21 protein-coding genes, 1 tRNA gene and 1 other RNA gene are annotated in these 25,588 nt (G+C 58.8%); 8 read left to right on the top strand and 15 right to left on the bottom strand.

The window, feature by feature from the left end; all coding sequences use genetic code 11:
* Nucleotides 1-84: 84 nt before the first annotated feature.
* A complete protein-coding gene (locus MRX98_RS07800; protein WP_246904908.1) occupies nucleotides 85-1,266 on the top strand; it encodes a TraB/GumN family protein in 1,182 nt (393 codons plus the stop codon).
* Between the two features lie 15 nt (nucleotides 1,267-1,281).
* On the opposite strand, the gene purN is transcribed toward MRX98_RS07800, so the two are convergent.
* Complete coding sequence (purN, locus tag MRX98_RS07795) at nucleotides 1,282-2,082, bottom strand: phosphoribosylglycinamide formyltransferase (protein WP_246904905.1); 801 nt, start codon at nucleotides 2,080-2,082, stop codon at nucleotides 1,282-1,284.
* A 221-nt stretch (nucleotides 2,083-2,303) separates the two neighbouring features.
* On the opposite strand from purN, the gene MRX98_RS07790 reads away from it, so the two are divergent.
* The 5 genes from MRX98_RS07790 (at nucleotide 2,304) to MRX98_RS07770 (ending at nucleotide 6,197) form a co-directional block, all read left to right on the top strand.
* Entirely contained in the window at nucleotides 2,304-3,521 is a 1,218-nt protein-coding gene (locus tag MRX98_RS07790; RefSeq protein WP_246904899.1) for an EAL and HDOD domain-containing protein, read from the top strand.
* Between the two features lie 78 nt (nucleotides 3,522-3,599).
* Entirely contained in the window at nucleotides 3,600-3,926 is a 327-nt protein-coding gene (trxA, locus tag MRX98_RS07785; protein WP_246904896.1) for a thioredoxin, read from the top strand.
* Between the two features lie 167 nt (nucleotides 3,927-4,093).
* Nucleotides 4,094-4,786, top strand: coding sequence for an outer membrane protein assembly factor BamD (locus MRX98_RS07780; protein ID WP_246904887.1), 693 nt, complete (start codon nucleotides 4,094-4,096; stop codon nucleotides 4,784-4,786).
* 122 nt (nucleotides 4,787-4,908) lie between these two features.
* Complete coding sequence (gene rpmB, locus MRX98_RS07775; RefSeq protein WP_246904884.1) at nucleotides 4,909-5,100, top strand: 50S ribosomal protein L28; 192 nt, start codon at nucleotides 4,909-4,911, stop codon at nucleotides 5,098-5,100.
* Between the two features lie 176 nt (nucleotides 5,101-5,276).
* Nucleotides 5,277-6,197 (top strand): mechanosensitive ion channel family protein, encoded by a 921-nt coding sequence (locus MRX98_RS07770; RefSeq protein ID WP_246904880.1) that lies wholly within the window; start codon nucleotides 5,277-5,279, stop codon nucleotides 6,195-6,197.
* 122 nt (nucleotides 6,198-6,319) lie between these two features.
* Here MRX98_RS07770 and MRX98_RS07765 read toward each other — a convergent pair whose 3' ends face one another.
* The 11 genes from MRX98_RS07765 to serA form a co-directional block, all read right to left on the bottom strand.
* On the bottom strand, nucleotides 6,320-9,301 hold the full coding sequence (locus MRX98_RS07765; RefSeq protein WP_246904878.1) for a carboxylesterase family protein: 2,982 nt from the start codon (nucleotides 9,299-9,301) through the stop codon (nucleotides 6,320-6,322).
* A 478-nt stretch (nucleotides 9,302-9,779) separates the two neighbouring features.
* Nucleotides 9,780-10,814, bottom strand: coding sequence for an RluA family pseudouridine synthase (locus tag MRX98_RS07760; RefSeq protein ID WP_246904876.1), 1,035 nt, complete (start codon nucleotides 10,812-10,814; stop codon nucleotides 9,780-9,782).
* Nucleotides 10,765-11,316, bottom strand: a complete 552-nt coding sequence (locus tag MRX98_RS07755) for a CarD family transcriptional regulator (RefSeq protein WP_246904872.1) — start codon at nucleotides 11,314-11,316, stop codon at nucleotides 10,765-10,767. Before MRX98_RS07755 ends, MRX98_RS07760 begins: the two co-directional genes overlap by 50 nt.
* A 155-nt stretch (nucleotides 11,317-11,471) precedes the next feature.
* Nucleotides 11,472-13,505, bottom strand: a complete 2,034-nt coding sequence (locus tag MRX98_RS07750) for a sodium-translocating pyrophosphatase (RefSeq protein ID WP_246904869.1) — start codon at nucleotides 13,503-13,505, stop codon at nucleotides 11,472-11,474.
* 18 nt (nucleotides 13,506-13,523) lie between these two features.
* Nucleotides 13,524-14,108 carry an aminoacyl-tRNA hydrolase gene (gene pth / locus MRX98_RS07745; protein WP_246904867.1) on the bottom strand — a complete coding sequence of 195 codons (585 nt, stop codon included), beginning with the start codon at nucleotides 14,106-14,108 and terminating at the stop codon, nucleotides 13,524-13,526.
* 35 nt (nucleotides 14,109-14,143) lie between these two features.
* Entirely contained in the window at nucleotides 14,144-14,800 is a 657-nt protein-coding gene (locus MRX98_RS07740) for a 50S ribosomal protein L25/general stress protein Ctc (RefSeq protein ID WP_246904863.1), read from the bottom strand.
* A 36-nt stretch (nucleotides 14,801-14,836) separates the two neighbouring features.
* A complete protein-coding gene (locus MRX98_RS07735; protein WP_246904861.1) occupies nucleotides 14,837-15,790 on the bottom strand; it encodes a ribose-phosphate diphosphokinase in 954 nt (317 codons plus the stop codon).
* A 38-nt stretch (nucleotides 15,791-15,828) separates the two neighbouring features.
* A tRNA-Gln gene (locus MRX98_RS07730) sits at nucleotides 15,829-15,903 on the bottom strand.
* Nucleotides 15,904-15,947: 44 nt separating this feature from the next.
* The gene (locus tag MRX98_RS07725; protein ID WP_246904858.1) at nucleotides 15,948-16,802 is read right to left on the bottom strand and encodes a 4-(cytidine 5'-diphospho)-2-C-methyl-D-erythritol kinase; all 855 of its coding nucleotides are present in this window, start codon (nucleotides 16,800-16,802) and stop codon (nucleotides 15,948-15,950) included.
* Between the two features lie 47 nt (nucleotides 16,803-16,849).
* A complete protein-coding gene (locus MRX98_RS07720) occupies nucleotides 16,850-17,185 on the bottom strand; it encodes a DUF1844 domain-containing protein (protein WP_246904856.1) in 336 nt (111 codons plus the stop codon).
* Nucleotides 17,186-17,201: 16 nt separating this feature from the next.
* The gene (gene serA / locus MRX98_RS07715) at nucleotides 17,202-18,782 is read right to left on the bottom strand and encodes a phosphoglycerate dehydrogenase (RefSeq protein WP_246904993.1); all 1,581 of its coding nucleotides are present in this window, start codon (nucleotides 18,780-18,782) and stop codon (nucleotides 17,202-17,204) included.
* A 316-nt stretch (nucleotides 18,783-19,098) separates the two neighbouring features.
* Here serA and MRX98_RS07710 point away from each other — a divergent pair, with 316 nt between their 5' ends.
* Nucleotides 19,099-20,673 carry a class I adenylate-forming enzyme family protein gene (locus MRX98_RS07710; protein ID WP_246904852.1) on the top strand — a complete coding sequence of 525 codons (1,575 nt, stop codon included), beginning with the start codon at nucleotides 19,099-19,101 and terminating at the stop codon, nucleotides 20,671-20,673.
* 86 nt (nucleotides 20,674-20,759) lie between these two features.
* Here the strand turns inward: MRX98_RS07710 and dnaK are convergent, their stop codons facing one another.
* From dnaK to tilS, 3 genes are all read right to left on the bottom strand, one after another.
* Nucleotides 20,760-22,691 (bottom strand): molecular chaperone DnaK, encoded by a 1,932-nt coding sequence (gene dnaK, locus MRX98_RS07705; protein WP_246904849.1) that lies wholly within the window; start codon nucleotides 22,689-22,691, stop codon nucleotides 20,760-20,762.
* 40 nt (nucleotides 22,692-22,731) lie between these two features.
* Entirely contained in the window at nucleotides 22,732-23,364 is a 633-nt protein-coding gene (gene grpE / locus MRX98_RS07700; RefSeq protein ID WP_246904836.1) for a nucleotide exchange factor GrpE, read from the bottom strand.
* Nucleotides 23,365-23,598: 234 nt separating this feature from the next.
* A complete protein-coding gene (tilS, locus tag MRX98_RS07695) occupies nucleotides 23,599-25,035 on the bottom strand; it encodes a tRNA lysidine(34) synthetase TilS (RefSeq protein ID WP_246904833.1) in 1,437 nt (478 codons plus the stop codon).
* 158 nt (nucleotides 25,036-25,193) lie between these two features.
* Here tilS and ffs point away from each other — a divergent pair.
* An RNA gene (ffs, locus tag MRX98_RS07690) (signal recognition particle sRNA large type) lies at nucleotides 25,194-25,438 on the top strand.
* The last annotated feature ends 150 nt before the right edge of the window (nucleotides 25,439-25,588 follow it).

Raw genomic sequence — 25,588 nt, 5'->3', positions numbered from 1 at the left:
ACCCGCCCCCGGATGGTGGGCGGCGGCGTTTTTGATCAACGGCATGCGGCGCCCATCACCCGAAAAAGGTCACCTATAATACCGATGAACCCGAAAAACAACCTCGATCCCGTCAAGCGCCTGACATACGAAGACAAAGAGATCGTTCTGGTGGGCACCGCCCACGTCTCCCGGCAGAGTGTCGATCTGGTCCAGTCGGTCATCGCGACCGAAGCGCCCGATACGGTCTGCGTGGAGCTGTGCGAGGGGCGCTATCAAAACCTGCGGCAGCAGGAGAGTTGGCAGCAGATGGACGTGATCAAGGTGATCAAGGAGAAAAAGGCGTTTCTGCTCCTGTCCAACCTGATCCTGGCCGCCTTTCAAAAACGCATCGCCGCCAAGCTGGACATTCGACCGGGCCAGGAGATGATCGAGGCCGTGGCATCGGCCGAAGCCATCGGCGCCGCGGTCCATCTGGCCGATCGGGATGTGCGCGTCACCCTGGCCCGCACCTGGCGCCAGATGGGCTGGTGGGCACGGATCAAGTTGATTTTTCAACTCATTCTCTCTTTCGGCGATGCGGACAAGATCGATGCCGAAGAGGTGGAACGGCTCAAACAACAGGATGTGTTGGAATCGATCCTGGCCGAGGTGGGGCGCTCCCTGCCCTCGGTACGCACCACCCTGATCGATGAACGGGACCAATACCTGGCGGCCAAAATCCGCACCGCTCCCGGCCGCCGTATCGTCGCGGTGGTGGGGGCCGGCCACCTGCCCGGCATTCTGCGCCACTGGGAACAGCCGGTCGACCTGCACGCACTGGAAACCATACCGCCCAAAGGCAAGGTGGGTGGTCTGTTGAAGTGGGCGATTCCGCTGCTGGTCATCGCCATCCTGTTTTACGGTTTTTTCAAAGGCGGGGCCCATGTGGGCGCCGACATGCTGATCTGGTGGGTAGGGGCCAACGGCGTGCTGGCAGGGCTGGGGGCCCTGTTGGCCCGTGCCCATCCGCTGACGGTGGCCTCATCCGTTTTGGCCGCGCCGCTGACCTCCCTCAACCCCATGATCGCCGCCGGTTGGGTGTCGGGCCTGGTGGAAGCGTTTTCACGCAAGCCGCAGGTCATCGATTGCGAACGGCTCCAGGAAGACATCCAGACCCTCAAAGGGTTTTGGCGCAACAAGGTGACCCGGATCCTGCTGGTGGTGGCCTTCACCAATATGGGTAGCGCCGCGGGCACCTTCGTGGCCTTCCCCATGATGATGAAAGTGCTCTACCCATCCATATGACATGGAATTGCCGCATCAAGGCGACCGTAGGATCTTGACCACCCGCCGCTGTACCGGCGGTCGGCCTTGGGGCCCGGTGTGGGTCATGGTGACCACCTGCAGACGGTCTTGGGCAAAATATTGAATGCACTCGGGATAAAGCTGCCACTCCAGGGTCAACCCCCGCTGTTTGACGCTGTCCAGGGTGTCCGACTCGGTGATGGGAAAGCACCGCTGGCCGATGATCGGGCCCGAATCCTCTCCGTAATCGATGAAATGGACGGTGCACCCGCCCACCTTGCAACCGTAGCGCAGGGTGTCGCCGTAGCCGTCCACGCCCGGAAAAGCGGGCAGCAAAGCCGGATGAATGTTCATAATGCGCGGCCTGTCGGGGTCGGTGTTGAAGCGATCAATGAAATAGGGCGTCAAGTTGCGCATGAAACCGGCCAGAACCAACAAATCGGGGGCAAAGGGGGCGATGTGGTCCAGCAAACGGGCTTCGGCCACCGCCCGGGTGGTCAAAAAGGCGTGTACCCGGGACGGCGCCGCCTCAGGTCCCAAAAGGTGCTGCTTGGCACCAATCTCCGCCGGATCGAAATCGGACGGCGGCGCCAGCGTCTCCGGGGCTTGGCGATATTGGTCCACAATGGCGCCGTAGTCCACCACGAATGTCGGGATGCCATGGTGTCGGGCCCGTTGCAAGCCGCCCGCCCCGGGCACATCGCTGCCGACGAACGCCATGCGGCCATCGATGCGGCTGTCCTCACAGGCATCGATGATGGCTTGCAGGTTGCTGCCGCCGCCCGATATCAGTGCGCCGATGCGTATTGGGGTCATGTCCTGCCTCCTCTCATATGGCGCCGCAACGCCGGGCTTGCACACCGGCGACGCAGGTCGCCTTGGTCCTGCGCATCGGGCCGAAGTATAGTCATCGGCAAGGGGCAAATGTCAAACAGCAAATGGCCTGGGCACGCACCGGGGTCGCCCGCTGTAAAGTTCTACTGCCGACAGTCGATAATAAGGTTTGACCCGACACACTAACCGCCAAACGCAGGCCCATGGATACTTACGTCGCCCGACAACCGATCTTCAACCGCCGCAAACGGATCTTCGGTTATGAACTGCTGTTTCGGGACGCCGCCGCCCAGCGCTTCGCCTCCTTGGCGAATGACGAAGCCACCACGACGGTGTTGAGCAACACCTTTTTCACCATCGGCGCCAACCGCATGGCGGGCGGCAAAAAGATGTTCGTCAATTTCACGCAGAATCTGTTGCTGCGCAAAGCGCCACTGTTGCTGCCCCGGGATGCCATCGTGGTGGAAATCCTCGAAGGTGTGGACCCCACCCCCGAGTTGATCGCCGCATGCCGGGAAATGGCGCAACAGGGATACACCCTTGCCTTGGACGATTATGTCGAGAAACCCGCCTTTCAACCCTTGGTGGCCTTGGCCGACATCATCAAAATCGACTTTCGCAACTCATCCCTGGAAACCATCCGGTCCGTCGTGGCCACCCTGCCCCCTTCCAGCCGCCGCCGCCTGCTGGCCGAAAAGGTGGAGACCCACGACGAGTTCGACATTGCCAAACAAATGGGCTTCGATCTTTTCCAGGGATTCTTCTTCGCCAAACCCGAGCTGATCACGGGAAAGGACATCTCCGGCTCGCAAATCAACTTGTTGCGCATCGTGGCATCGGTCAACCAACCGGACTTCGACTTCAAAAGCCTAGAGCAACTCATCATGCCCGATGTCTCTTTGACCTACAAGTTGTTGCGGTACTGCAACTCCGCCTTTTTCGCCAAGGCCCAAAGCATCGGATCGGTCCAGCAGGCCCTGGTCTACATGGGTGAAGCGGAAATCCGGCGCTTTGTATCGTTGGTGGCCATGTCCCAACTGGCCAAAGGCAAACCCGGCGAACTGATCCGCACCTCCTCCATTCGCGGCAAATTTTGCGAGCAGTTGGGCGCCATCGCCACTGCGCCGGCAGCGCCGGCCGAGCTTTTCACCCTGGGCATTTTCTCCCTGATCGATGCCATCATCGATCAGCCCATGGCCCGCATCATGGAGGGATTGCCCCTGGACAAGTCCATCAAAGCGGCCCTGGCAAAACGCGGCGGCCCCTTGATCGGCTACCTGGCGTTGATTGAATACTACGAAAAGGGCCAGTGGGGCCTTTTCGAACGCATCGCCGACGCCCTCCACATTCCCAAGGAAAAAGTGCCTGAGCTCTATCGCCAGGCGTGTGCCTGGGCCGACGCCTTTCCCGATTGGGACTGAGGCCGCGGTTGACAACCAGGGGGGTTCATATTATTTTGACCCAACTATGAACGCCTCGGCAGAAAGGATACATCAATCATGGCAAAAGGGATTGTGGACGTGAGCGACGGAAGTTTCGATGCTGAAATCATACAGGCGGACAAGCCGGTGGTGGTCGATTTTTGGGCGCCGTGGTGCGGACCGTGCAAAGCCATCGGCCCGGTGATCGAAGAGTTGGCCGGCACCTATGGCGAACAGGTCAAATTCACCAAATGCAATGTGGACGACAACCCCGTCACTCCAGGCAAATTCGGCATCAAGGCCATCCCCACCCTGATCTTTTTCAAAGAGGGTAAAGTGGTGGATCAAATCACCGGCATGGTGGCCAAGTCCAAACTTGAAGATACCATCAAGGCCATTATCTAAACCGATCCTCAATACTGTGGCCAATCCTCGCAAACCACCCGGGCGAAATGAATGCATACCATTGCATGGTTTCGCCGGGCTCAGGGTTGTCTGCAAACGCCCATTAACGCCACCGCCGCTTGCACGCCGTGGCGTTCAACCCTCCCCGTAACCGGAGACCGATTGCAATGAAATTCACGTCGCGCCATCTCCTCCTGCTGCTCGCAGTGTCCTGGATGGTGACCGGCTGTGCCTGGTTTGGTGCGGACAGAAGCGAAAAACCGGCCTCGGAACTGGTGCAAGAAGGTGTTGCGGCATATGATCGCGGCAAATACGGCGAGGCCCTGAAGGCCTTCGAACAGCTCAAAAACTGGTATCCCTTCAGCCAATACGCCATTCTCGCCGAACTGAAGATCGCCGATGCCCACTACCACTTGAAACAATATCCGGAAGCAGTGGTGGCGTACGAATCGTTCGAACGGTTGCATCCCCGGAACGAAGCGGTGCCTTACGTGATTTATCAAATCGGACGCTGTCACTTCGAGCAGATCGATACGGTGGACCGCGACCAATCCACTGCCCGTCAAGCACTGGAAACCTTCCAACGCTTGATGCGCCAGTTTCCCGATGATCCCCACGCGCGCAAGGCCGAACACCACATCGTCACTTGCCTCCAAAGTCTGGCCGGTCATGAAATGTATGTGGGCGCTTACTATTTCAGACAAGCCCGATACCGGGCCGCCCTGGAACGCTATCGCACCGTTATCGAAAAGTACCCGGATGTGGGCCACCACCGGGAAGCCTTGCTTTACATCGCCCGTTGCGAGGCATACCGTCCCGTGGATGCATCCGCCGCACAAAGAACGGCGTCCGGGCCATAAAAAAATAACTTTACAGATCAATGAATACGGGTTATAGAATTCTTTTGCCAAAGAAAGACAACGGGCGCGCCGCGCCCGAAATCATTTCTGAACGATACAGCAGTCCGACAGGGAGACGACCAATGGCCAGAGTATGTGAAATCTGCGGTAAAAAATCGATGGTGGGTGCCAACGTGAGCCATGCACACAATGTTACCAAACGGCGCTTCAAGCCCAACTTGCAAAACGTCCGCGCCGTGCACAATGGTCGGGTGCGACGCATGGTGGTCTGCACCGGCTGCATTACAGCGGGTAAAGTCATAAAAGCGGCCTGACACACCGGTCGTCAAAGCACAACCGTTTCCCCCACCTGAATTCTTTTCGCACGCTCAACGGACCAGCGTCGGTTTCGCCGGTCCGTTTGTATTTTGACTCCACCAGCAGCCTCGCCGACGACCATGCCTTACCCTGACCGTCCATCCATTTGCATGGACAGAAAAGGAGTGCGCCCATGGAAACCATTCAATCACTGATAGCCGATTTGAATTGGGAAATTTTCATCACGACTGCACTGCGGATCACCATCGTCCTGCTTTTCGCTTTTGCAGGCGTAAAGCTGATTCACCATTTGCTGCAGCGTCTCGAACGGCGCCTCACCAAAAAGAGCGAGCGAGAGGGCGAGCCGCCGTCGGAATCGACCAAACGAATCGAAACCATCGTCCGCCTGATCAAGCAGGCCGCCTATCTTTTTCTCTGGCTCACGGTCGGCCTGGTGATTCTCAAGGAGTTCGGCGTGGAGATCGCCCCCATCATCGCCAGCGCCGGCATCGCGGGTCTGGCCATCGGCTTCGGCGCCCAGAACCTGGTCCGGGACGTCATCTCCGGTTTTTTCATCATCCTGGAGAACCAGATCCGCGTGGGCGACGTGGCCGTGGTAAACGGCACAGGCGGCCTGGTCGAAAAGATCAACTTTCGCACCATCGTTCTGCGCGACCTGGGGGGCGTGGTCCACATCTTTCCCAATGGCACCGTATCCACCCTGAGCAATCTGACCAACGAGTGGTCCGCCTTCGTGTTCGATATCGGCGTGGCCTACAAGGAGAACACCGATCGCGTTGTGGAGGTGATGACCTCCGTCGGCCAAACCCTGATGGAAGATCCGGCGTTCGCTCCTCTGATACTGGAGCCGCCCGAAATTTTCGGCGTTGACAAATTCGCCGATTCGGCCGTTATCATCAAGGGACGAATCAAAACCAAGCCCATCCGCCAATGGTTCGTCGGCCGGGAATACCTGCGGCGCATCAAACAGGCCTTCGACGCCAACAACATCGAAATCCCCTTCCCCCACCGCACGGTCTATTTCGGGCAGGAGAGCAATCCGTTCAACATTCAGTTGCTGGACAGGCAGGAAATGATCCAAGGGCTCAAATAATAGGTTCCAAAAGGACAGTGCAGAGTCCTTAATGCAGCCAAGCTGCTATAAATTATTCAAGCCAAACAGGCAAGCCCCCCTGCTTGCCTGTTTGGCTTTCTGCAAAAAAACCGCTGATGGCCTTATGGTGTGCAGACTGCGCTATAGCTCGGATCACCCGCTGAGCGCATGGCTGCCGTAGTGGGATCCAGCGATGCGGGATCCGAAGTGAATTGGCAGCCAAAATCATCGGCCGCCACTGTGGCACGGTTCTGAATGTCATCACCGGCCGGGGCTGAAGCTGGGCCACTTTCAACCCATGTCACCAGGTCAATAAAAGCCTGCTGTTCTTCCTCTACTGTAAATGAACAGTGGTGTACGGCCCGTATCGCCCGCGCCCGATAGAGATCGGCTTTTCCGGCAGCGGCAATCCGCTCGCCCCAGATCCGGGGCATGGAAAAGGGCACAAAAAGATCGCCCAGGGTGTGTATTGTGAGCACCGGAACGTCGATGTGGCCCGAGACCGCCAGCATCATGCCCAAATCCTCACCATCCGAGAAAGGACCGGGCCAGCGTTTGATACCATCACGCAAAGCGGCCTCGTCGCTGCTTATATTCTCAAAATCGTCATCCAGATGATAGACGCGGTCGGTATTACCCACCAGGGGGGAGGGGGCTCTCAATTGGGTGACAGAGCTGTTGACGGCATTATAACGTGCCATGTAATCGGCGAAAGCCGCCTCATAGATCGGGCGTTGACCGCCTGAAAGATACATGACGGCTTCCTTTAGCCTGCCGCCGGTAAAGGCGAAGGCGGTACCCTGATAATCGAGCGTCTCCGCTGGGCCAAGAGGCAACTCATAATTGAGTCCGGCATAGTAGTTGATCAACAAACCCCAGTCCTGAAAGTAGCTGAACAGCTCTGAACCGCCGCCTACGACGCCGCACATGGGTAACGCGCCAGCGTAATCGGCCTTGTAGTCTGAATCGGTAATGGTTCTGGCGGCCACATGCCCCCCCATGGAATGGCCCGTCACGTAAATGCGTCCCGGCTCACCGAACCGCTCCCGGAAGTGATCCAGCAGCGCCTTGGTGGTTTCCACACCGGTGCGAACATTGTAACCGTTCTCCGCATAGCTGGAGGCGGCCCAGGCAAACCCATTCTCAAGCAGATAAGGCCGCAACCTTGTGGGCATGCTCACCGTCAATTGGGTATGTGTCCCCCGATAGCCATGGGCATACATCACAAGATCGTCACCCGGCGCCCAGCCTTCGGGCAGCTCGATGCGATATCCGGCCCCGGCATTCACGCCCGTGTATCGGGTTGTGGTAACCCCTTCCGGCGCCGCAAAAACCAGCTCGGACATAAGCAAGTCGTGGCCTCGGTCGTTGAGGTGGTATTCGGCCGGATAACGGGCGAGCTGGCCGAGGACCAGCAGCCTGTCGCCCTCGGGCAGACCGAGCACCAGTGGATCGGACAGCGCCATGGTCTGCACGTCGGCGGGCATCACCTCCCGGGTATCCATGCCGATCACGGCCGTGGTCATATCCGCGTCGAACACCATGCATTTGGGCGCATCTTCCTCAAGGGCGTTGGACCATCGTTCCCACTCAACACCTTCGACCGTGCCCGGATCGCCTTGTCGAATGAAGTTGCCCAGATATTGCATCATATAAGCTTGCAGTGCCTCGAAGCCCGCACGATTTTCATCATCGAGGGCATAACGGAAAAGATCGCGATCATACCCAAAGAAGAAAGGGATTTCCATGGAGTGGGCCGCACCAAATACATGGGCGAACTCGGCGGATGCGGACGTTGGGCCACCCCATCTGAAATAGTAGGCAAAAACATCACCGCCGCGTTGCGTCATCAGCTTGGCTTGCTCATCGACCGATTTGGACTTCCAGCCCAGGCTCACATATTTGCCCATGGCCTCATAAACGTCTATGTCGGCCTGAGTGGGGAAAATCTCTTCGAAAGTCCATGCATGATCAGGATCGAAAGCAGGATCGAAAAGGTCGTACACTTTTCCCCAAATGGCTTTCCCGTATAATGGCCCATATAGCGGCATGAAGTTTTTCCACTCATATTGGTTGCTGCCCAACAGAATGGGGACATTGTTAAAATGACCGCTGGTGGCATTGTAGTAAATGGAGTTGATGTAGTTATCGAGCAACACATAGCCGTCGGCAAAACCGGAATAGCTGGTGCCGTGGGCGGTAATCAGTTGTTCGGCCGTGCGGGTGCGCAAAAATGCGGCGACATCCTCGCCATGTGCCGCTGCATCGTAGCCCAGGGCGGTCAACATGGTATCGGCCCGGACGTCACCTTCGGCCGGGGTGATTACATCGCCGCCCAAACTCTGCACGACAGCCCCATGGAAAAGCCCCTCCGACAATTCGGAGACCAGCAATTTGGCCACGTTGGAAGCACCGGCGGATTGCCCCCCCAGGGTGACCCGGCCCGGATCACCGCCAAAGGCATCGATATTGTCTTGAACCCACTCCAATGCCTTGATGCTGTCCAGCAAAGCGAAATTGCCAGAGCTGCTTTCGTCATCATCCGGATCTTCGGCGCGCAAGGCAGGGTGGGTAAGCCACCCCAGGGAACCGAGACGGTATTGGGGAATCACCACGATGATGTTTTGGTCATGGGCCAGAAGTGCACCATCATAGGAGGAGGCACCGCCAAAGCGGTTGGAGCCGCCATGCAGATAGACATATACCGGCAGATCCGTTTGGTCATTGTTGGGCCGATAAACGTCCAGGTAGAGACAATCCTCGCCACCGATGATCTCGCCAGTGGCATGCCAAGTCGGCGACATGGCTGCCTGGGTGCAAACTTGCTTTCGTTCCGTGGCTGCCAATGTCCCGCTCCATGGGGTCGGGTCTTGCGGTGCCTTCCAGCGCAACGCGCCCACTGGCGGTTCCGCAAACGGAATGCCGTAGTAGACGATGGCTGAATCGGCCTGCACACCGGTCAGAATTCCCGAACTTGTCTGCACGCGTGTGGGGTTGGACGGTGGTGGATCATTGGAGGAGGATGAGGAGCAACCGAGCATCACGAGCGTCAAGAGGTACACTGCGCTACACCAAATACCGAACGTTTTGGGCTTTTGCATCATCTTGTTCTCTCCTACATTTTGAGAATGTGATTTATCCGGCAGACCGGATCGGTTATGGAAACCTGACCTCAAATAGCAAAAAGCCGTGACACATACAGTCCGGTCGTTGGAGCCGACAAAGGCGGCACCCACTTCTGCGATTTGGCCTGTTGCCATTCTTGAACAAATGAATTTTCTACGAATCGTAATATAGCCTGAAGTATCTAAATTAGGAGGCTAAAGCATAAGGCAGAATAATGTCAACAGTTATCCGATAGCGCCTTACCCTGTTCGACAATGCTGTACTATTTGGCCGCAACACAAAAAATAGCCGCTGGGCCGTTTTCGCGTGTCGTGATGCTGATGTTTGATTATAGGCCATTTCCAAAATCAAATATCGAAATGGTGCGCGTACGAGGAATGATCATGGCTTGATCGCGGCTGGAAGCTGCTGCCACTGAAGCGATAGCCTATTGAATGGCGCTGAACGGTTGATGATTCATGGCATGCGCAGCTGTTCGATGAGGATGACCATATCCTCGGGCAACGGTGCCTCGAAGGTCATCTTCGCGCCGGTCAGTGGATGGGCGAAACAGAGACGGGCGGCATGCAGCATCTGGCGTTCGGCCTGTCCCAGGATGTGGTGGGCGCTGCCGGGGTGTCGCACTTGGGATCTCGAGGGGCGCCGGCCATATACCGGATCGCCGATAATGGGGTGTCTGATCGCTTGACAGTGCACACGAATCTGGTGGGTGCGACCGGTTTTGAGGTCGAGCGTCAGCAGCGTGGCATACCCGCCGAACCGTTCACGCACGAACCATAAGGTGCAGGCCGACCGCCCCCGCCCCGGCACCACGGCCATGCGCTTGCGATCCACCGGATGCCGGCCGATGGGCAGATCGATGGTACCGCAATTTTCGCCGGGGGATCCCCAAACCAGGGCCAGGTAGCGCTTTTGGATGTGACGCGCTTTGAATTGGTCCGACAGCGCCTGATGGGCGGCATCATTCTTGGCCACCACCATTACACCCGAGGTGTCTTTGTCCAGGCGATGCACGATACCCGGACGCCGTTCCCCGCCGATGCCGGCCAAGTCTGGGCAATGGTGCAGCAACGCATTGACCAAGGTACCGTCCGCATGACCGGCGGCGGGGTGCACCACCAGGCCGGCCGGTTTGGCGATCACGATCAGGCTTTCGTCCTCGAACAGAACATCCAGTGGCAGCGGCTCGGGCATCAGGTCGGGTATGGTCGGTGGGGGAATGCATCCGGCGATCGTGTCGCCGGGTGTGACTTTGTAGCTTGGCTTGCGGGATGCGCCATCCACCTGGATGGCGCCTTGACGGACCAAAGCCGCTGCACGGGACCGCGATACGCCGGGAAGATGGTCGGCGATGAAGCTGTCCAGCCGAATGCCGGCCTCCACGGCCGAGACATGGCGTTCGAAACGCTCTGATTCGGCTTGAACCGACGGTTGCGGGGGCTTACTGTTCGTCTTCTTCAGGGGTGAAAACAGCCTCGATTTCAGCGGCAACGGCCTTTTCGTCCATCTTCCGGGCGGTGGACAGCTCTTTGATAAGAAGGGTGTGGGCCGTATCGTACAGTTTGCGTTCACCGAAGGAGAGGTCCTTGGTGCCCTTGAGCAGGGACAGATCCCTGAAAACCTCGGCCACCTCGTACAAGGAACCGGTTTTGATCTTGTCCATGTATTCCCGGTAGCGGCGGTTCCAAGTCTGGTTGTCCATGGCCAGATCGCGGCGGGCCTTGATGACCTCCATGATCTTGGGGATCTCCGCATCGCCGATCACGTCGCGCAGCCCCACGGAAGCAACATTGGAGGTGGGAATCATGATGACCATGTTGTTCTCGAGGATCTTCATGATATAGAAATCGTGCGTTTCGCCATTGACCACGCGACTTTCAATAGCTTCGATGCGCCCGACACCGTGGGCGGGGTAAACCGCCAGATCCCCCACTTTGAATTGGGCGATCTTCGTGTTTTCTGAAACGATATTCTCTTCGTCCGGATTAGCCATAGGGAGATCGCAATCGTTGTGTTGAATCACTCAAATGCACACTTGTAAGTACTCACAATAATAACATCGCATCCATAAAGTTGCAACCGAAAAGGATCGGCCCAGAGGACCGATCCTTTTCGGGTATTACGTGACCAGTGAAGGTGACAATGGTGCTACATCAGGAAAGGCACCATCAGCAGGGCAACCACGTTGAGAATCTTGATCATTGGGTTGATTGCCGGGCCGGCGGTATCCTTGTACGGGTCGCCGACGGTGTCGCCGGTCACGGCCGCTTTGTGAGCATCGCTGCCCTTGCCGCCCAAGTGGCCGTCTTCAATGTATTTCTTGGCATTGTCCCAGGCAGCGCCACCGGTGGTCATGGAAATGGCCACGAACAGACCGGTCACGATGCTGCCGATGAGCAGACCGCCCAGGGCGACGGGGCCCAGGATGAAGCCGACAAGCACCGGCGCGACGACCGGCAGCAGCGCAGGCACCATCATCTCTTTGAGGGCGAACTTGGTGACGATGTCCACACAGGCACTGTAGTCGGGCTTGCCGGTACCTTCCATGATGCCCGGGATCTCGCGGAACTGACGACGCACCTCTTCCACAACGGCGCCGCCGGCGTTACCAACGGCCTTCATGGCGATAGAGGCGAACAGGTAGGGCAGCAGGCCGCCGATGAACAGGCCGATGACGACTTTGACGTCGGACAGATTGAAGATCAGCTCCTTGGCAGCGCCCAGGATTTTGAACTCTTCGACATAAGCGGTGAAAAGCACCAGGGCGGCCAGACCGGCGGAACCGATGGCGTAGCCTTTGGTGACGGCCTTGGTGGTGTTGCCCACCGCATCCAGAGGATCGGTGACGTTGCGAACGCTCTCATCCATATTGGCCATTTCGGCAATACCACCGGCATTGTCGGTGATGGGGCCGTAGGCGTCAATGGCGATGACCATACCGGTCATGGAGAGCATGGACATGGCGGCCATGGCGATACCATAGAGACCGGCGAATTGATTGGCCATGAAAATGGCGAGACAGATGGCCAGCACCGGAGCGGCGGTGGATTGCATGGAGACGGCCAGACCGGCGATGATGTTGGTGCCATGACCGGTGGTGGAGGCGTCGGCGATGGCTTTCACCGGAGCATATTTACCGGTGTAGTATTCGGTGATGATAACGATCACGACGGTCAAAATCAGACCGATCAGTGCGGACCAGTAAATATTCATGGCGCTGATGGTACCAAGGTCGGCCATGTAGTGGGTGCAAGCATAGTAGAAGGCGATGGCGGCAAGAATGGCCGCGCCGAACATCCCTTTGTAGAGGGCGCCCATGACATACTCATTTTTGCCCAAGCGCACAAAGAAAACAGCGATGATGGAGGCGATGATGGAGATGGCGCCCAGAACCATCGGGAACTCGGTTGCCATGAGCACATCGGGGAAGAGCAGGTTGCCGATGAGCATGGCGGCCACGGCGGTCACCGCGTAGGTTTCGAACAGGTCGGCGGCCATACCGGCACAGTCACCCACGTTGTCACCCACGTTGTCGGCGATCACGGCGGGGTTGCGGGGGTCGTCTTCGGGAATGCCCGCTTCCACTTTACCCACCAAGTCGGCACCCACATCGGCGCCTTTGGTGAAGATACCACCGCCCAAACGGGCAAAGATGGAGATCAAGCTGCCGCCAAAGCCGAGGGCTACCAGCGCGATGACCGCCTCTTTGGGGGCAATGCCCATTCCGGTCAGCACGGTGTAGTAACCGGCAACGGCGGTCAGGGCCAGGCCCGCCACCATCATACCGGTAACCGAACCGCCTCTGAAAGCCATGTTCAGACCGGCGGCCATGCCTTTCTTGGCGGCTTCCGCGGTGCGCACATTGGCGATAACCGACACCCGCATGCCGATATAGCCGGCCAGGAACGAGGCCACGGCGCCGATCAGAAAACCGATGGCGGTCGTGAAGTTCATGGCAACAGCAATGATGATAAAAAGGATGGCGCCGGTGATCCCCATGGATTTCATCTGGCGGTTGAGGTAGGCGATGGCGCCTTCCTTGATGGCGTTGGCGATCTCCTGCATCTTAGCATCACCCGCCGGGGCACTCTTCACGATGGCGGCCAAGATGATGGCAAAAAAAACGCCTATCAAACCAACGATCGTGCAAACGAGCGCAATGTTGTTCGCAATAAAGTCCATTCTCTCCTCCATTTACGGTTAACGTAGGTTCTGATTGTACCTGTTCATCGCGTGGGTCGTGCCTTTGGTCAGAATGGTTTCGATCGCTTCGCATGCCGTTCGGATCAGCTCGGCCAAAATTGCTTTTTCCTCTGGGTCGAACGAACCCAACACATGGCCAACCACATCCCTGTCGCCGGCGGCGCGACCGACCCCTATGCGCAAGCGCACAAACTCCTCGCTACCAAAGGCATCCATGATCGATCTTATTCCTTTGTGTCCCCCATCCCCTCCTTTCTCCTTGATTTTTAATCTCTGGTAAGCCAGGTCGATGTCATCGTGAACAACAACCATGGCCTGGCGTTGAATCCTGAAATAATCGGCCAGGGCCCGCAAAGGCGGCCCACTGCGGTTCATGTAGCTTTGGGGTTTGGCCAGCACAACCGGCTTGCCCCCCCCGGTCCCACGCCCATGGAGCACGTTGAACTTGGTCTTGGTGATCGGAATTTTCCACGCCTCCGCCAAGGCATCGATCACCATGAATCCGGCGTTGTGGCGGGTCGCTGCGTAGTCCGGACCGGGATTGCCGAGCCCGGCGACCAAATAGACCTCTTGTTCCGACATGGCATCTGTCGATCTTCACAGCATGGCGCGCCGGGTCACGATTCGTCCCCGGATTCTTCAGTCTCCTCACCGGCTTCCGCTTCCGCCGCTTCACCCTCTTCGCCCTCTTCGGCTTCCTCTTCCTCGACCGCCCGCTGCGGGCTGGCCACTGTCAAGATGGTAAAGTTGACATCATGGGGAATTTCCACGCCCTCGCCGGTTTCGATTTCCTCCACGTGCACCGAATCGCCGATGCCCAGATCGGAGATGTCGATGGTGAAGCTGTCGGGAATCTGATTGGGCAGGCAAAGCACCTCGAGCTCGCGGCGGATGATTTCCAACATGCCGCCTTCCTCCACGCCCGCGGACTTTCCGGTGGTGATCACAGGCACGTTGACCCGGATTTGGCGATCCATGGCCACTTCATAGAGATCCACATGCAGAAAGGCCCGTGAAATGGGATGGGTCTGCATCTCCTTGATCATCACGGTCTTGGTTCGGGCGCCCTCATCGAGCTTCAGGTCGAACACGGATCGTCCCAACCCGCCCTTTTTCAAAATATCTTCAAGATCCCGAGTGGCCAGGGAAAGCATGACCGGTTCGGTTTTCGGACCGTACAGGACACCCGGCACGCGCCCTTCCCGCCGCATTGCGCGGGCCGGACCGTTGCCCTTGGTGGTGCGGGTTTCTCCGCTGAGTGCGATGTTATCCAAAGAAATATCCTCCTTCTTATTGCAAAACTTGACGGGTTAAACGAACAGGGATGTCACCGAATCGCCCCGATTGCTTCGAATGATGGCCTCTCCCACCAACTCGGCGATGGAGAGCACCTTGATCTTGTCGCAGGCGGCCGCTTCGGGCGACAGTGGAATGGTGTCGGTGACGACAAGGCTTTGGAGCTCGGATGACTGGAGGCGGCCGATGGCCGGCCCGGACAAGACGGGATGGACGCAACAGGCGTGCACCTCTGTGGCGCCGTTTTCCAGCAGCACCCCAACCGCTTCGGTCATGGTGCCGGCCGTATCCACCATGTCATCCAGGATGATGGCCGTTTTATCCCGCACATCCCCGATCACCGCCATGGCCTTGGCCTCGTTGGGCGCCGTACGCCGCTTGTCGACGATGGCCAGGCTGGCTTGCAAACGCTTGGCGAAGGCCCGCGCCCGTTCCACGCCGCCGGCGTCCGGGGAGACCACCACGATATCGTTGGCGAATGCGTTGCGGATATATTTGAGGATAACCGGCGCGGCGAACAGGTTGTCCACCGGAATATTGAAAAACCCCTGGATCTGACCGGCGTGCAAATCCAGGGTGATCAGCCGGTCGGCGCCCGCGGTGGTGATCAGATCGGCCATCAGCTTGGCGCTGATGGGCACCCTGGGGGCGACCTTCTTATCCTGTCGGGCGTAGCCGTAGTAGGGCAGCACGGCGGTGATATGACTGGCCGATGCCCGCTTCATGGCGTCGAGCATCAAGAGCATTTCGACCAGGTTGTTGTTGACCGGACAACAGGTGGACTGCACAATGAACACATCCTTGGTGCGCACATTGTCTTCGATCTCAATCTGAATTTCGCCGTCGCTGAAGGTGGTCACCTTCGCGCCGCCCAGGGGCATTTTAAGATATTCGCAGATTTTTTTGGCCAAGGCCGGGTTGGAGTTGCCGGAAAAAATCCAGAAGTCGTTTAGTGTTCTACTTGGCACGGTATCTTATTCCCCCATCGCGCGAAAGGCTGAAAGATTGGCTGGGGCGGGAGGATTCGAACCTCCGAATGCAGGAACCAAAATCCTGTGTCTTACCACTTGACGACGCCCCAGTATCTATCTGCAGGCATGCGGTCGCGTGCGCCGCTGTCCGCTTTCATGTCAGCAGGCGGGTGGCGAACACCTGCCATCCCGGCTGCTGTTCCAAAACATCCTTGGCCTTTGACGCATCCGCCGCATTCGCGAACAACCCGAACACCGCCGAACCGCTGCCGGTCATGGCTGCGCCCATGGCACCCAGCCGGCACAGCCTCTCTTTAATGTCGGCCAGGACCGTAAAGTGCTCGCCCACCCCTGCCTCCAAATCGTTATGCAAGTGGTGGGTCGCACTGAAACTTCCATTATTAAAGGGAAAGTACCTAAGTTTTTTTTTCGATTTTGTCAATGCCAAATTGAGGTTTTTGAACACCGCGGCGGTGGACAAGCCGAAGCCGGGGTAGACAATCACCACGTCCATGGCCGGCAGGCCGGCATAGGGACGGATCCGTTCACCGATGCCGGTTACCAGCGCGGGCCGCCCGCGGATGAAAAACGGCACATCGGCCCCGAGGACGAGGGCCAGGGCGCACAACCGCCCTTCGTCGAAAGGGTGCCCGTGGTAGGCATTGAGCCCTTTGAGGACAGCGGCCGCGTCGCTGCTGCCGCCCCCCAACCCCGCCCCCACGGGAATCTTCTTGTCCAGCCGGATGGCGACCTGCTCCGGCCGCCGCTGGGTCTCGGCGGCCAGCGCGGCGTTGAAAACCGTGACCGCGCCGAGGGCCAGATTGGTGCCGTCCAAGGGCAGGTCGCAACCATGGCACGCAACGGTGCTGCGTGCACCCCCCATCCGGAGCACCAACCGGTCATATATCGCCACGGCGCACATCAAGGAACACAGCTCGTGATAGCCGTCCGGACGACGCCCCGTCACGTAGAGGAAAAGATTGATTTTGGCCGGTGCCAGCAGTTCCATCGATCATCCGGCTTCAGGTGCAGTGTTGCGCCGCCTGTCGGCCCGCGCTAGCCCTTTTCCTTGACGTAGAGCATGCGCAACTCATAGAGAATGTTCTTCAAAATATTCTCCTCGTCACTGGTCAGGTTGCCGCGGGTCTTCTCCTCCAGCATGGCGATCAGGTCGATGGTCTGTTTGGCCAGGGCCAAGTTCCTTGTCTTCCGGCCCGAAGCGGGATCTTCGATGAGACCCAGTTGCACCAGCGCGGACGAGTTGATCGATAAAATGAAGGTGGAAAAATCGATCTTGGGCAACGCGTAGTGCTTTTGGGTCCCTTCCTCTTGCGGGGCGGTCCGATCTTCGGTGGCCTCCGCCGGCTTGCCGTCCTTGCGCTCTTGCGTCATTCGCCCTCCTAAACAGTTAAAACTCCAAGGGGGTCACTGTCTTGACCGTGCGCAAACCGCGCAGCTCCTCGATCACTTCCTGCGGAATCGGTGTGTCGGTGCACAGGAAAATGATGTTGCGGTCGCCCCCCGTTTCCTGTCCTACCTGCATGCGTGCGATGTTGATGTTGTGTTTACCGATGGTCGTGCCGATCTCGCCAATGGAACCGGGCACGTCCTGGTTGTGGATCAGCGCCATGTGGCCCAACGGAATCATCTCCAGGCGGAAGGTGTTGATGCGCACGATCCGGGTGTCCTGCTTGCCGAAAATGGTGCCCGCCACCACGCTCTCGCCCTCGGTGGTGACCAATTTGGTGTTGATCAAGTAGGTGTACTCTTCGTGGGCGGCCATGGTGGCCTCGGTCACTTTGATGCCCCGCTGATTGGCCAGCACGTGGGCGTTGACGAAATTGACCACCTCTTTGACCATGGGCGTCAGCAACCCTTTGAGCAGCGCCGTGGTGATCGGCGAAAGGTCAATGCCCCGGAAATCACCGAAATATTCGACCACCACCTCCTTGGGCGCCCCTTGGATCAGCTGGGCTTGCAGCAGCCCCAACTGTTCGGCCAACTTGATGTAGGGGCCGATCTTTTCCAGCAGTTCGCCGGTCACCGACGGCACATTCACCGCGTTGACGATGGTGCCGCTGGTCAGATAGTCGATGATCTGGCGCGCCACCATGACGGCCACATTGGTCTGGGCTTCGGCGGTCGAGGCGCCCAGGTGAGGCGTGCAGATCACCTGATCCAAGGTGAGCAACGGGTTGTCTCCCGGCGGTTCGATTTCGAACACGTCCAGGGCCGCACCACCCACCTTGCCGGCAACGATGGCGTCATAGAGGTCGGCTTCGTTGATGATGCCCCCGCGGGCGCAGTTGATGATCATCACCCCCGGCTTCATCTGTGCGAAGGCCTCCTTGTTGATCAGATTGGCCGTGGTTTTGAGCTTGGGCACATGGACGGTGATGTAGTCGGCCTGCTTGTAGAGGTCTTCCAGGGAAACCGCCTCGTAACCATCGGCGGTAATCTTCTCGGGGGGGACGAAGGGGTCATAGATGACAACCCGCATCCGCAGTCCGCGGGCACGATCGGCCACGATGGCGCCGATCTTGCCGTAGCCGACCACCCCCAGCGTCTTTTGGTAAAGCTCGCGTCCCTGCAGGCTTTTTTTCTCCCAGCGCTGGGCCTTGAGGGAGGCGGTGGCGGCAGGAATATTGCGGCTCAGTGCCAGCATCATGGCGATGGCGTGTTCGGCGGTGGTGATCACATTGCCGGTAGGGGTGTTCATCACGACGATACCGCGTTTGGTGGCCGCGGGGATATCCACATTGTCCAAACCGATGCCGGCCCGGCCCACCACCTTCAGCTTGGGCGCCGCCGCGATCAGCTCCTCGGTCACCTTGGTGGCGCTGCGGATGGCCAGGGCATCGTATTGGCCGATGATGGCCTTGAGCTCCTCCGGCGCCAGACCGGTCTTTACATCCACCTCAATCCCTTCGGCCTCCCGGAACATCTGGATGCCCACCTCTCCCAAATTGTCGCTCACAAGCACTTTCATCATGATTTCCTTCCCGAATGAATCATCTGGTAGTCCGCCACCCAACACAAAAAAAGGCCGGCGCTGCTCGCGTCTCCCGGCCGCAGCGAACGGCTGTCGAATATTTCGAATGGCATCCGGCGCCAGGCCGTTTCGGCGGTAGAAAAATAAATGGGGTCATATTAGTGAAATTGATGACGATGTTCAAGACCAAATAGGCACCAAACCTTTTAAACTTTACACCAAAAGAGATAGTCTGCTATGCCCCTGGCCATCGTAGCAGTGCCGATAGGTGTCGGCCACGGGCCGCAGCGCCCTTCAATTCGAGGTGACAACAATGATCATTACCGAAATTCTGGCACGCAACAGGCGCATGTACGGCAACGAAATCGCGCTGATCGAACGGGACCCCGCGCATCAGCGGCGCATCACACTGACCTGGGAGATGTTCGACGCCCACGCCAACCGGCTGGCCCACGCCTTGAAGGGCGACGACGTCCAGCCGGGCGACCGTGTGGTGCACTTGATGACCAACTGCATCGAATGGCTGCCCATCTATTTCGGCATCCTGCGCAGTGGCGCCATCGCCGTTCCGCTCAATTTCCGTTTCAGCGCCGAAACCATCGCCCGCTGTGTGGGCCTGGCCGAGCCGGTGGCAATGGTATTCGGGCCGGAATTCGTTGAACGCATCACCGCCGTCAAGGAAAGCCTCGACGGGACCATACGCCGCTACCTGTTCGTCGGACCGCCGGACCAGTGCCCCGCCTTTGCCCAGCCCTATGACAACTTCATCGCGACGCAGCCGGACCACGATCCGTCCGTCCCCCTGACCATCACCGATGCGGCGGCCCTCTATTTCACCTCCGGCACCACCGGCACCCCCAAAGGGGCGCTGTTGACCCATCGCAACCTGGAAGCGGCCTGCATTGTGGAAAACCATCACCACCGCCAGACCCACCAGGACAACTTTCTCTGCCTGCCGCCGCTTTACCACACCGGCGCCAAGATGCACTGGTTCGGCAACTTCATCGTGGGCGCACCGGCGGTGATTCTGAGGGGCATCGAGCCGCGCTGGATCGTGGAGGCGGTGTCCGAGGAGCAGGTGACCGTGGTGTGGCTATTGGTACCGTGGGCCATGGACATCCTGTTCGCCATCGAAAGCGGCGAGCTCAAATTGCGCAACTACAAGTTGGACCAATGGCGCTTGATGCACATCGGCGCGCAACCGGTACCGCCCAGTTTGATCAAGGAGTGGTTCAAAATCTTCCCCCATCACCAGTACGACACCAATTACGGTCTGACCGAATCGACCGGACCGGGCTGCATCCACCTGGGCATCGACAACCGCCACAAGGTGGGCGCCATCGGGCGTCCCGGCTTCGACTGGGAATTCGAGATCGTCGATGATCGCTTGCAAACCGTCCCGGCGGGCATGCCCGGCGAGCTGATCATCCGGGGACCGGGTGTCATGCGTGAGTACTACCGCAATCCCGAAGCCACCGACGGGGCGTTCAAAGACGGCTGGTTGCTCACCGGCGACATCGCCCGGCTGGATCAGGACGGGTTCATCTGGCTGGTGGACCGCAAGAAGGATGTGATCATCACCGGCGGCGAGAATGTGTACCCCGTTGAGATCGAAGATTTTCTCCAATCCCATCCCAAGGTGCAGGACGTGGCCGTCATCGGCCTGCCCAGCCTGCGCTTGGGCGAGATCGCCACCGCCATCATCCGAGCCAAGCCGGGGCATACCTTGACCAAGGAAGAGGTGCGAACCTTTTGCGAGGCGCTGCCCCGCTACAAACGGCCGCGCAAGATCATCTTCGACGATGTCCCGCGCAACCCGACAGGCAAGATCGAGAAACCGAAACTGCGAGAGAAATTTGCCGGCGCCAAGGAGAGTTTTCAACTGTAACGGCAAAGGTATCGGCCCACACGAAAAAACCCGCCACGGCAAAGCCGCGGCGGGTTTTATGTCGGAACGGCGACCGTTGTCGCCGGCTACTTTTTGTCGTCTTTGACTTCCTCGAAGTCGGCATCCACCACATCGTCGTCCTGCTGAGCGCCACCACCGGCGGCCGATTCGCCTTGCGCCTCATCGGCGCCCGCCTGGGCTTGTTCGTTCTGGGCGCTTTGCTGGTAGATGGCCTCCGCCAACTTGTGGGAGGTCTGGGTCAAAGCTTCGCTCTTGGCGCGAATGTCGTCGACATTTTCCGTCTCCATGGCCTTCTTCAAATCGGCCACGGCCGCTTCCACATTGGCGCGGGTGTCGGCATCCACCTTTTCCCCCAGGTCCTTGAGGGATTTTTCGGTGGAGTAGATCAAGCCGTCGGCATGGTTGCGGGCTTCAACCAGCTCCTTCTTCTTCTTGTCCTCCTCGGCATGCAGCTCGGCATCCTTGATCGCCTGCTCGATATCCTCCTTGCTCATGCCGCTGGAGGCGGTGATCTTGATGGACTGCTCTTTGTTGGTGGCCAGGTCCTTGGCCGACACATTCACAATGCCGTTGGCATCGATGTCGAAGGTCACCTCGATCTGGGGTACGCCCCGCGGCGCCGGCGGGATGCCCACCAGTTCGAAGCGGCCCAAAGTCTTGTTGTTGTGGGCCATCTCCCGCTCACCCTGCAACACGTGGATGGACACTGCCGGCTGATTGTCGGCGGCCGTGGAAAAGGTCTGGCTCTTGCGGGTGGGTATGGTGGTGTTTTTCTCGATGAGGCGCGTCATCACGCCCCCCAGGGTCTCGATGCCCAGGGACAAGGGGGTCACATCCAGCAGCAAGACATCCTTGACATCCCCTTTGAGCACGCCGCCCTGAATGGCCGCGCCCAGCGCCACCACCTCGTCGGGGTTGACGCTGCGGTTGGGCTCCCGGCCGAAAAACTTGCGCACACGCTCTTGCACGGCGGGCATGCGGGTCATGCCGCCCACCAGAATCACCTCATTGACCTCCGAGGCCTTGAGACCGGCATCCTTCAAGGCCATGCGGCACGGACCTTCGAGCTTGTCCAACAGATCGGCCACCAAAGACTCGAGCTTGGCGCGGCTGATCTTCATGTTCAAATGCTTCGGCCCAGTGGCGTCGGCGGTAATGAAGGGCAGGTTGACATCGGTCTCCATGGAGGTGGAAAGTTCCATCTTGGCCTTCTCGGCCGCCTCTTTCAACCGCTGCAACGCCATCTTGTCGCTGCGCAGATCGATGCCCTGGTCCTTTTTGAACTCATTGGCCAGATAATCGATGATGCGCAGGTCGAAATCCTCCCCGCCCAGGTGGGTGTCGCCATGGGTGGATTTGACCTCGAACACCCCTTCGCCGATTTCCAGGATAGAGATATCGAAGGTACCACCGCCCAGGTCGAACACGGCGATCTTTTCCTCGCGCCGTTTGTCCAAACCATAGGCCAGAGAGGCGGCCGTGGGTTCGTTGATGATCCGCAAAACGTTCAATCCGGCGATCTTGCCCGCATCCTTGGTCTCTTGGCGTTGGCTGTCGTTGAAATAGGCGGGCACCGTGATCACCGCATCGGTGACCTTTTCTCCGAGATAATCTTCCGCGTACTTCTTGATATAGGAGAGCACAAACGAGGAAATCTCGGCCGGGCTGTACTGCTTGCCGCGCAGATTGATGCGCACATCGCCGTTGCCGGCCCGCTCGACCTTGTATGGCAACACCTTGACGTCGGCCTGCACCTCGGGCGATTCAAATTTGCGACCGATCAGGCGCTTGACGCCGAAGACGGTGTTCTCCGGGTTGGTGATCGACTGCCGTTTGGCGATTTGTCCGACCAGCCGTTCGCCGCTTTCGGAAATGGCCACGATCGAGGGGGTGGTCCGCCCCCCGTCCGGATTGGTGATCACCTTTGACTCACTTCCCTCCATAATGGCGACACATGAGTTGGTGGTTCCTAAATCAATGCCGATAATCTTACTCATTTGCTCTCCTCCTTGCCTATTCATCCATCGAAATTGGACTTCATTTCGTTATCGTTTCGTCATTTGTTTCATCACCCGCCGGGTGTTTGGATACGGTCACAAGGGCCGGCCGCAACAGCCGTTCGTGAATCAAGTAGCCCTTTTGCAGCTCGTCGACCACCGTATTGGGCGGTTGTTGCGTCGTTTCCGTCTGCATCATGGCTTGGTGGTAGGTGGGGTCGAAAGGTTCCCCCAAAGAATCGATGGGCTTCACATGGTGCCGGGCCAGCGTCTTGAGAATCTCTTCCAAGGTCAAATGCACGCCCTGCAACAACGGATCGTCCTTAGGACTGCGTTCGGCCGCGGAAGCGATGGCCCTTTCCAGATTATCCACCACCGTCAAGATCTCCTTGGCCAATTTCTCGTTAGCGTATTTGACCACCTCTTGCATTTCCCGGGAGGTCCGCTTTTTGTAGTTTTCGAATTCGGCGGAAACACGCAACAAGCGGTCATAATAATCTTTTGCCTGTGCCTCGGCCGCTGTCAAGTGGGTCTCCAAATCGACTTGTTCGACGCTTTCGGCCTGACCTTCGCAAGGCACCGGCCCCTTGGCTTCGGCCTTTTCGGGGGTTGCCTCGCGGTTCACGTTTTCTTGATCTTCTGTTATTTCGACCGTGTGCTTTTTCTCGCTCATACCCTCCAACGCTCCCGGATTTGCCCTACCAAACCCCTTAACAATTCCTATTTACCTGATTATTCAGGCAATTCACCCTTACTAAAAAGTGACCAAAAAATAAGACGACTTGCAGGGATGTCAAGCGTTGTCGGGGGATTGCAATTCATCCCGACAGGAAGCGCCGAAGCAACCAACGGTGGGTGTCGACGGGCAACGGCGCGAGGAGCAACGCCTCCTATTGCAGGGCTTTCGTTAGCGGCAGTTCGACTGATCGCCGGCGGGCAGCCACTTCATCTGTAAAACTTCCCGGGTGGCGGCGGTCAGGGGGGCTGCATTGCTGCGGCGCACACCCGCCACCCACAAGATCTCGCCGCTGCCGCCGACAACCAGTGGTTGTTGTCGACGCTGTCGGGCAGACACGCCTTGGGCCGGGAAACACTTTTTGATCTTTTGGCTGCCTTGCAACCCCATGGGCCGCAGTCGATCTCCCGGTCCGGCATTGCGTACGACCAGCGGAAAAACGACCCCTGAAAAATCAAAAAGCGCTTCACGGCGATCCGAAGCCGGCATCCTATCTATACAAGTCATCGATCGTTTGGTCAGATGCAAGGCGCCGCCGCCTTCCGGCACGAACAAGGTGACGGGGTGTGCCCCCAAGCTTTGAATCACGTATGCATAATCGGAGGAGGACGGCATCGGTCGGGGACGGCCGCGGCCCCGGGGGGCCTTTTCGAACTTGAGGGTCTCGGCCATGCGTTGGACGCGTATTCTATAAGGCAAATCCAGCCCGCGGCCGACACGCTCCGCCGGCAGCAGGTCCGCCACCGCATCGATGTGCTCGACACTCAACCGGCGCAGGTGGCCCTGCCATTGTCGCAGTGCCATGCGCAGCAGCCGCCGTTGCGCCGGACGCGGCTGGGCCACCATTGCACCCGGATCCAGCAGCAGGGCATCTGCGTCCACCGCGATCAGGGCTTCTTGCATCACTGGGGCCAGCAAGGTTGCCAACCACGCCTCCTCCTGCCGGCACAACTTTGCCAACCGGTTCAGCGCGGTCTTCAGATCGGGGTTGTACATGTTTTGCAGCAACGGCAACAAATGATGCCGCACCTTGTTGCGCTGGAATCGCAAGTCGGTGTTGGAAGCGTCTTCCAGGTGGGGCAGTCCCCGGTGGTGCAGGTAGGACCGCAGGTCATCGCGGGCCACCTCGATCAGCGGACGCACGATGCGCTCTTGCCGCACCGGAGGGATACCGGACAGCCCGGCCATGCCGCTGCCCCGCATCAAATTGAGCAACACCGTCTCGGCGTTATCGTCCGCATGATGCCCCACGGCGATCCGGGTGCATCCCCACGCCGCGGCGGTGCGCTGGAAAAAGGCGTAGCGCCGCCGGCGCAGTTGCGCCTCCAGAGAGCCGCGGCGCCGCAAAGGGGGCAGGGTCTCCACATGGCATGGCCATCCCCGAGAGGTGGCCAGACGCCGCACCAGATCCGCCTCGTCGGCCGCGTCCGCGGGGCGCCGGCCATGATCCAGGTGGGCCACGACCAGGGTGATATCCAATGCGGCCGCCAGCCGGCTCAAGATGTCCAGCAAGGCCACGGAATCGGCGCCGCCGGACACGCCCACCAGCACCCGCTCGCCGGGCGTCACCATGGCGTAGCGGGCGATGGTGCGGGCCACCCGTGCCACCAGAAACTCCTCCGGCCGGTCGCGCGGGGTGGGCCTGCTGTGATCATTTGGCCAAGGCGTCTCTTCCATGGTGGGTTACTAGAGGAGGCGGTATTCAAAGTCAATTCCATTTTAACCCTTGAAAAAGCCAACCGTGGTCTCTATAATCCCGAGCTTGGTTGTGCTAGGCGGGGAGCCAGCGGTGCCCTGTACCCGAAATCCGCTTTATGCGGGGCTGAACCCCCTCCCTCGGATCACGCCGAAAACATGTTCGACCGTTGGGCCGGACGCCGCGCAACAGACGGTTGCGAACCTCGTCAGGTCCGGAAGGAAGCAGCGATAAGCGATGCGGTCTGTGTCGCGGATCGATTCCGGTGCATAGGCGGCAGAACATGCGGAGGCCGTTTCAAAGGAGGGTGCACAACCAAATTTCGATCCTTGTCGGCCACCCGCCTGTTCCGTCCGGACCCCGGATCCCGCCGCTGTTTGTACCGGCGACGATGAAAAACCGACCCGGACACACCCCATCGCCGCCACGAGCATCCTGAAACACTTGTATAAATGTTGCGAAATA

This window comes from Desulfatitalea alkaliphila (assembly GCF_022968795.1).
In the GTDB taxonomy this organism is placed as follows: Bacteria; Desulfobacterota; Desulfobacteria; order Desulfobacterales; family Desulfosarcinaceae; genus Desulfatitalea; species Desulfatitalea alkaliphila.
This window is presented reverse-complemented; position numbering and strand designations above follow the sequence as displayed.

Excerpts from the sequence above, each read along its gene's own strand:
- MRX98_RS07800 (WP_246904908.1), top strand. The coding sequence starts at position 85 with ATGAACCCGAAAAACAACCTCGATCCCGTCAAGCGCCTGACATACGAA.
- purN (WP_246904905.1), bottom strand. The coding sequence starts at position 2,082 with ATGACCCCAATACGCATCGGCGCACTGATATCGGGCGGCGGCAGCAAC.
- MRX98_RS07790 (WP_246904899.1), top strand. The coding sequence starts at position 2,304 with ATGGATACTTACGTCGCCCGACAACCGATCTTCAACCGCCGCAAACGG.
- trxA (WP_246904896.1), top strand. The coding sequence starts at position 3,600 with ATGGCAAAAGGGATTGTGGACGTGAGCGACGGAAGTTTCGATGCTGAA.
- MRX98_RS07780 (WP_246904887.1), top strand. The coding sequence starts at position 4,094 with ATGAAATTCACGTCGCGCCATCTCCTCCTGCTGCTCGCAGTGTCCTGG.
- rpmB (WP_246904884.1), top strand. The coding sequence starts at position 4,909 with ATGGCCAGAGTATGTGAAATCTGCGGTAAAAAATCGATGGTGGGTGCC.
- MRX98_RS07770 (WP_246904880.1), top strand. The coding sequence starts at position 5,277 with ATGGAAACCATTCAATCACTGATAGCCGATTTGAATTGGGAAATTTTC.
- MRX98_RS07765 (WP_246904878.1), bottom strand. The coding sequence starts at position 9,301 with ATGATGCAAAAGCCCAAAACGTTCGGTATTTGGTGTAGCGCAGTGTAC.
- MRX98_RS07755 (WP_246904872.1), bottom strand. The coding sequence starts at position 11,316 with ATGGCTAATCCGGACGAAGAGAATATCGTTTCAGAAAACACGAAGATC.
- MRX98_RS07750 (WP_246904869.1), bottom strand. The coding sequence starts at position 13,505 with ATGGACTTTATTGCGAACAACATTGCGCTCGTTTGCACGATCGTTGGT.
- pth (WP_246904867.1), bottom strand. The coding sequence starts at position 14,108 with ATGTCGGAACAAGAGGTCTATTTGGTCGCCGGGCTCGGCAATCCCGGT.
- MRX98_RS07725 (WP_246904858.1), bottom strand. The coding sequence starts at position 16,802 with ATGGAACTGCTGGCACCGGCCAAAATCAATCTTTTCCTCTACGTGACG.
- MRX98_RS07720 (WP_246904856.1), bottom strand. The coding sequence starts at position 17,185 with ATGACGCAAGAGCGCAAGGACGGCAAGCCGGCGGAGGCCACCGAAGAT.
- serA (WP_246904993.1), bottom strand. The coding sequence starts at position 18,782 with ATGAAAGTGCTTGTGAGCGACAATTTGGGAGAGGTGGGCATCCAGATG.
- MRX98_RS07710 (WP_246904852.1), top strand. The coding sequence starts at position 19,099 with ATGATCATTACCGAAATTCTGGCACGCAACAGGCGCATGTACGGCAAC.
- dnaK (WP_246904849.1), bottom strand. The coding sequence starts at position 22,691 with ATGAGTAAGATTATCGGCATTGATTTAGGAACCACCAACTCATGTGTC.
- grpE (WP_246904836.1), bottom strand. The coding sequence starts at position 23,364 with ATGAGCGAGAAAAAGCACACGGTCGAAATAACAGAAGATCAAGAAAAC.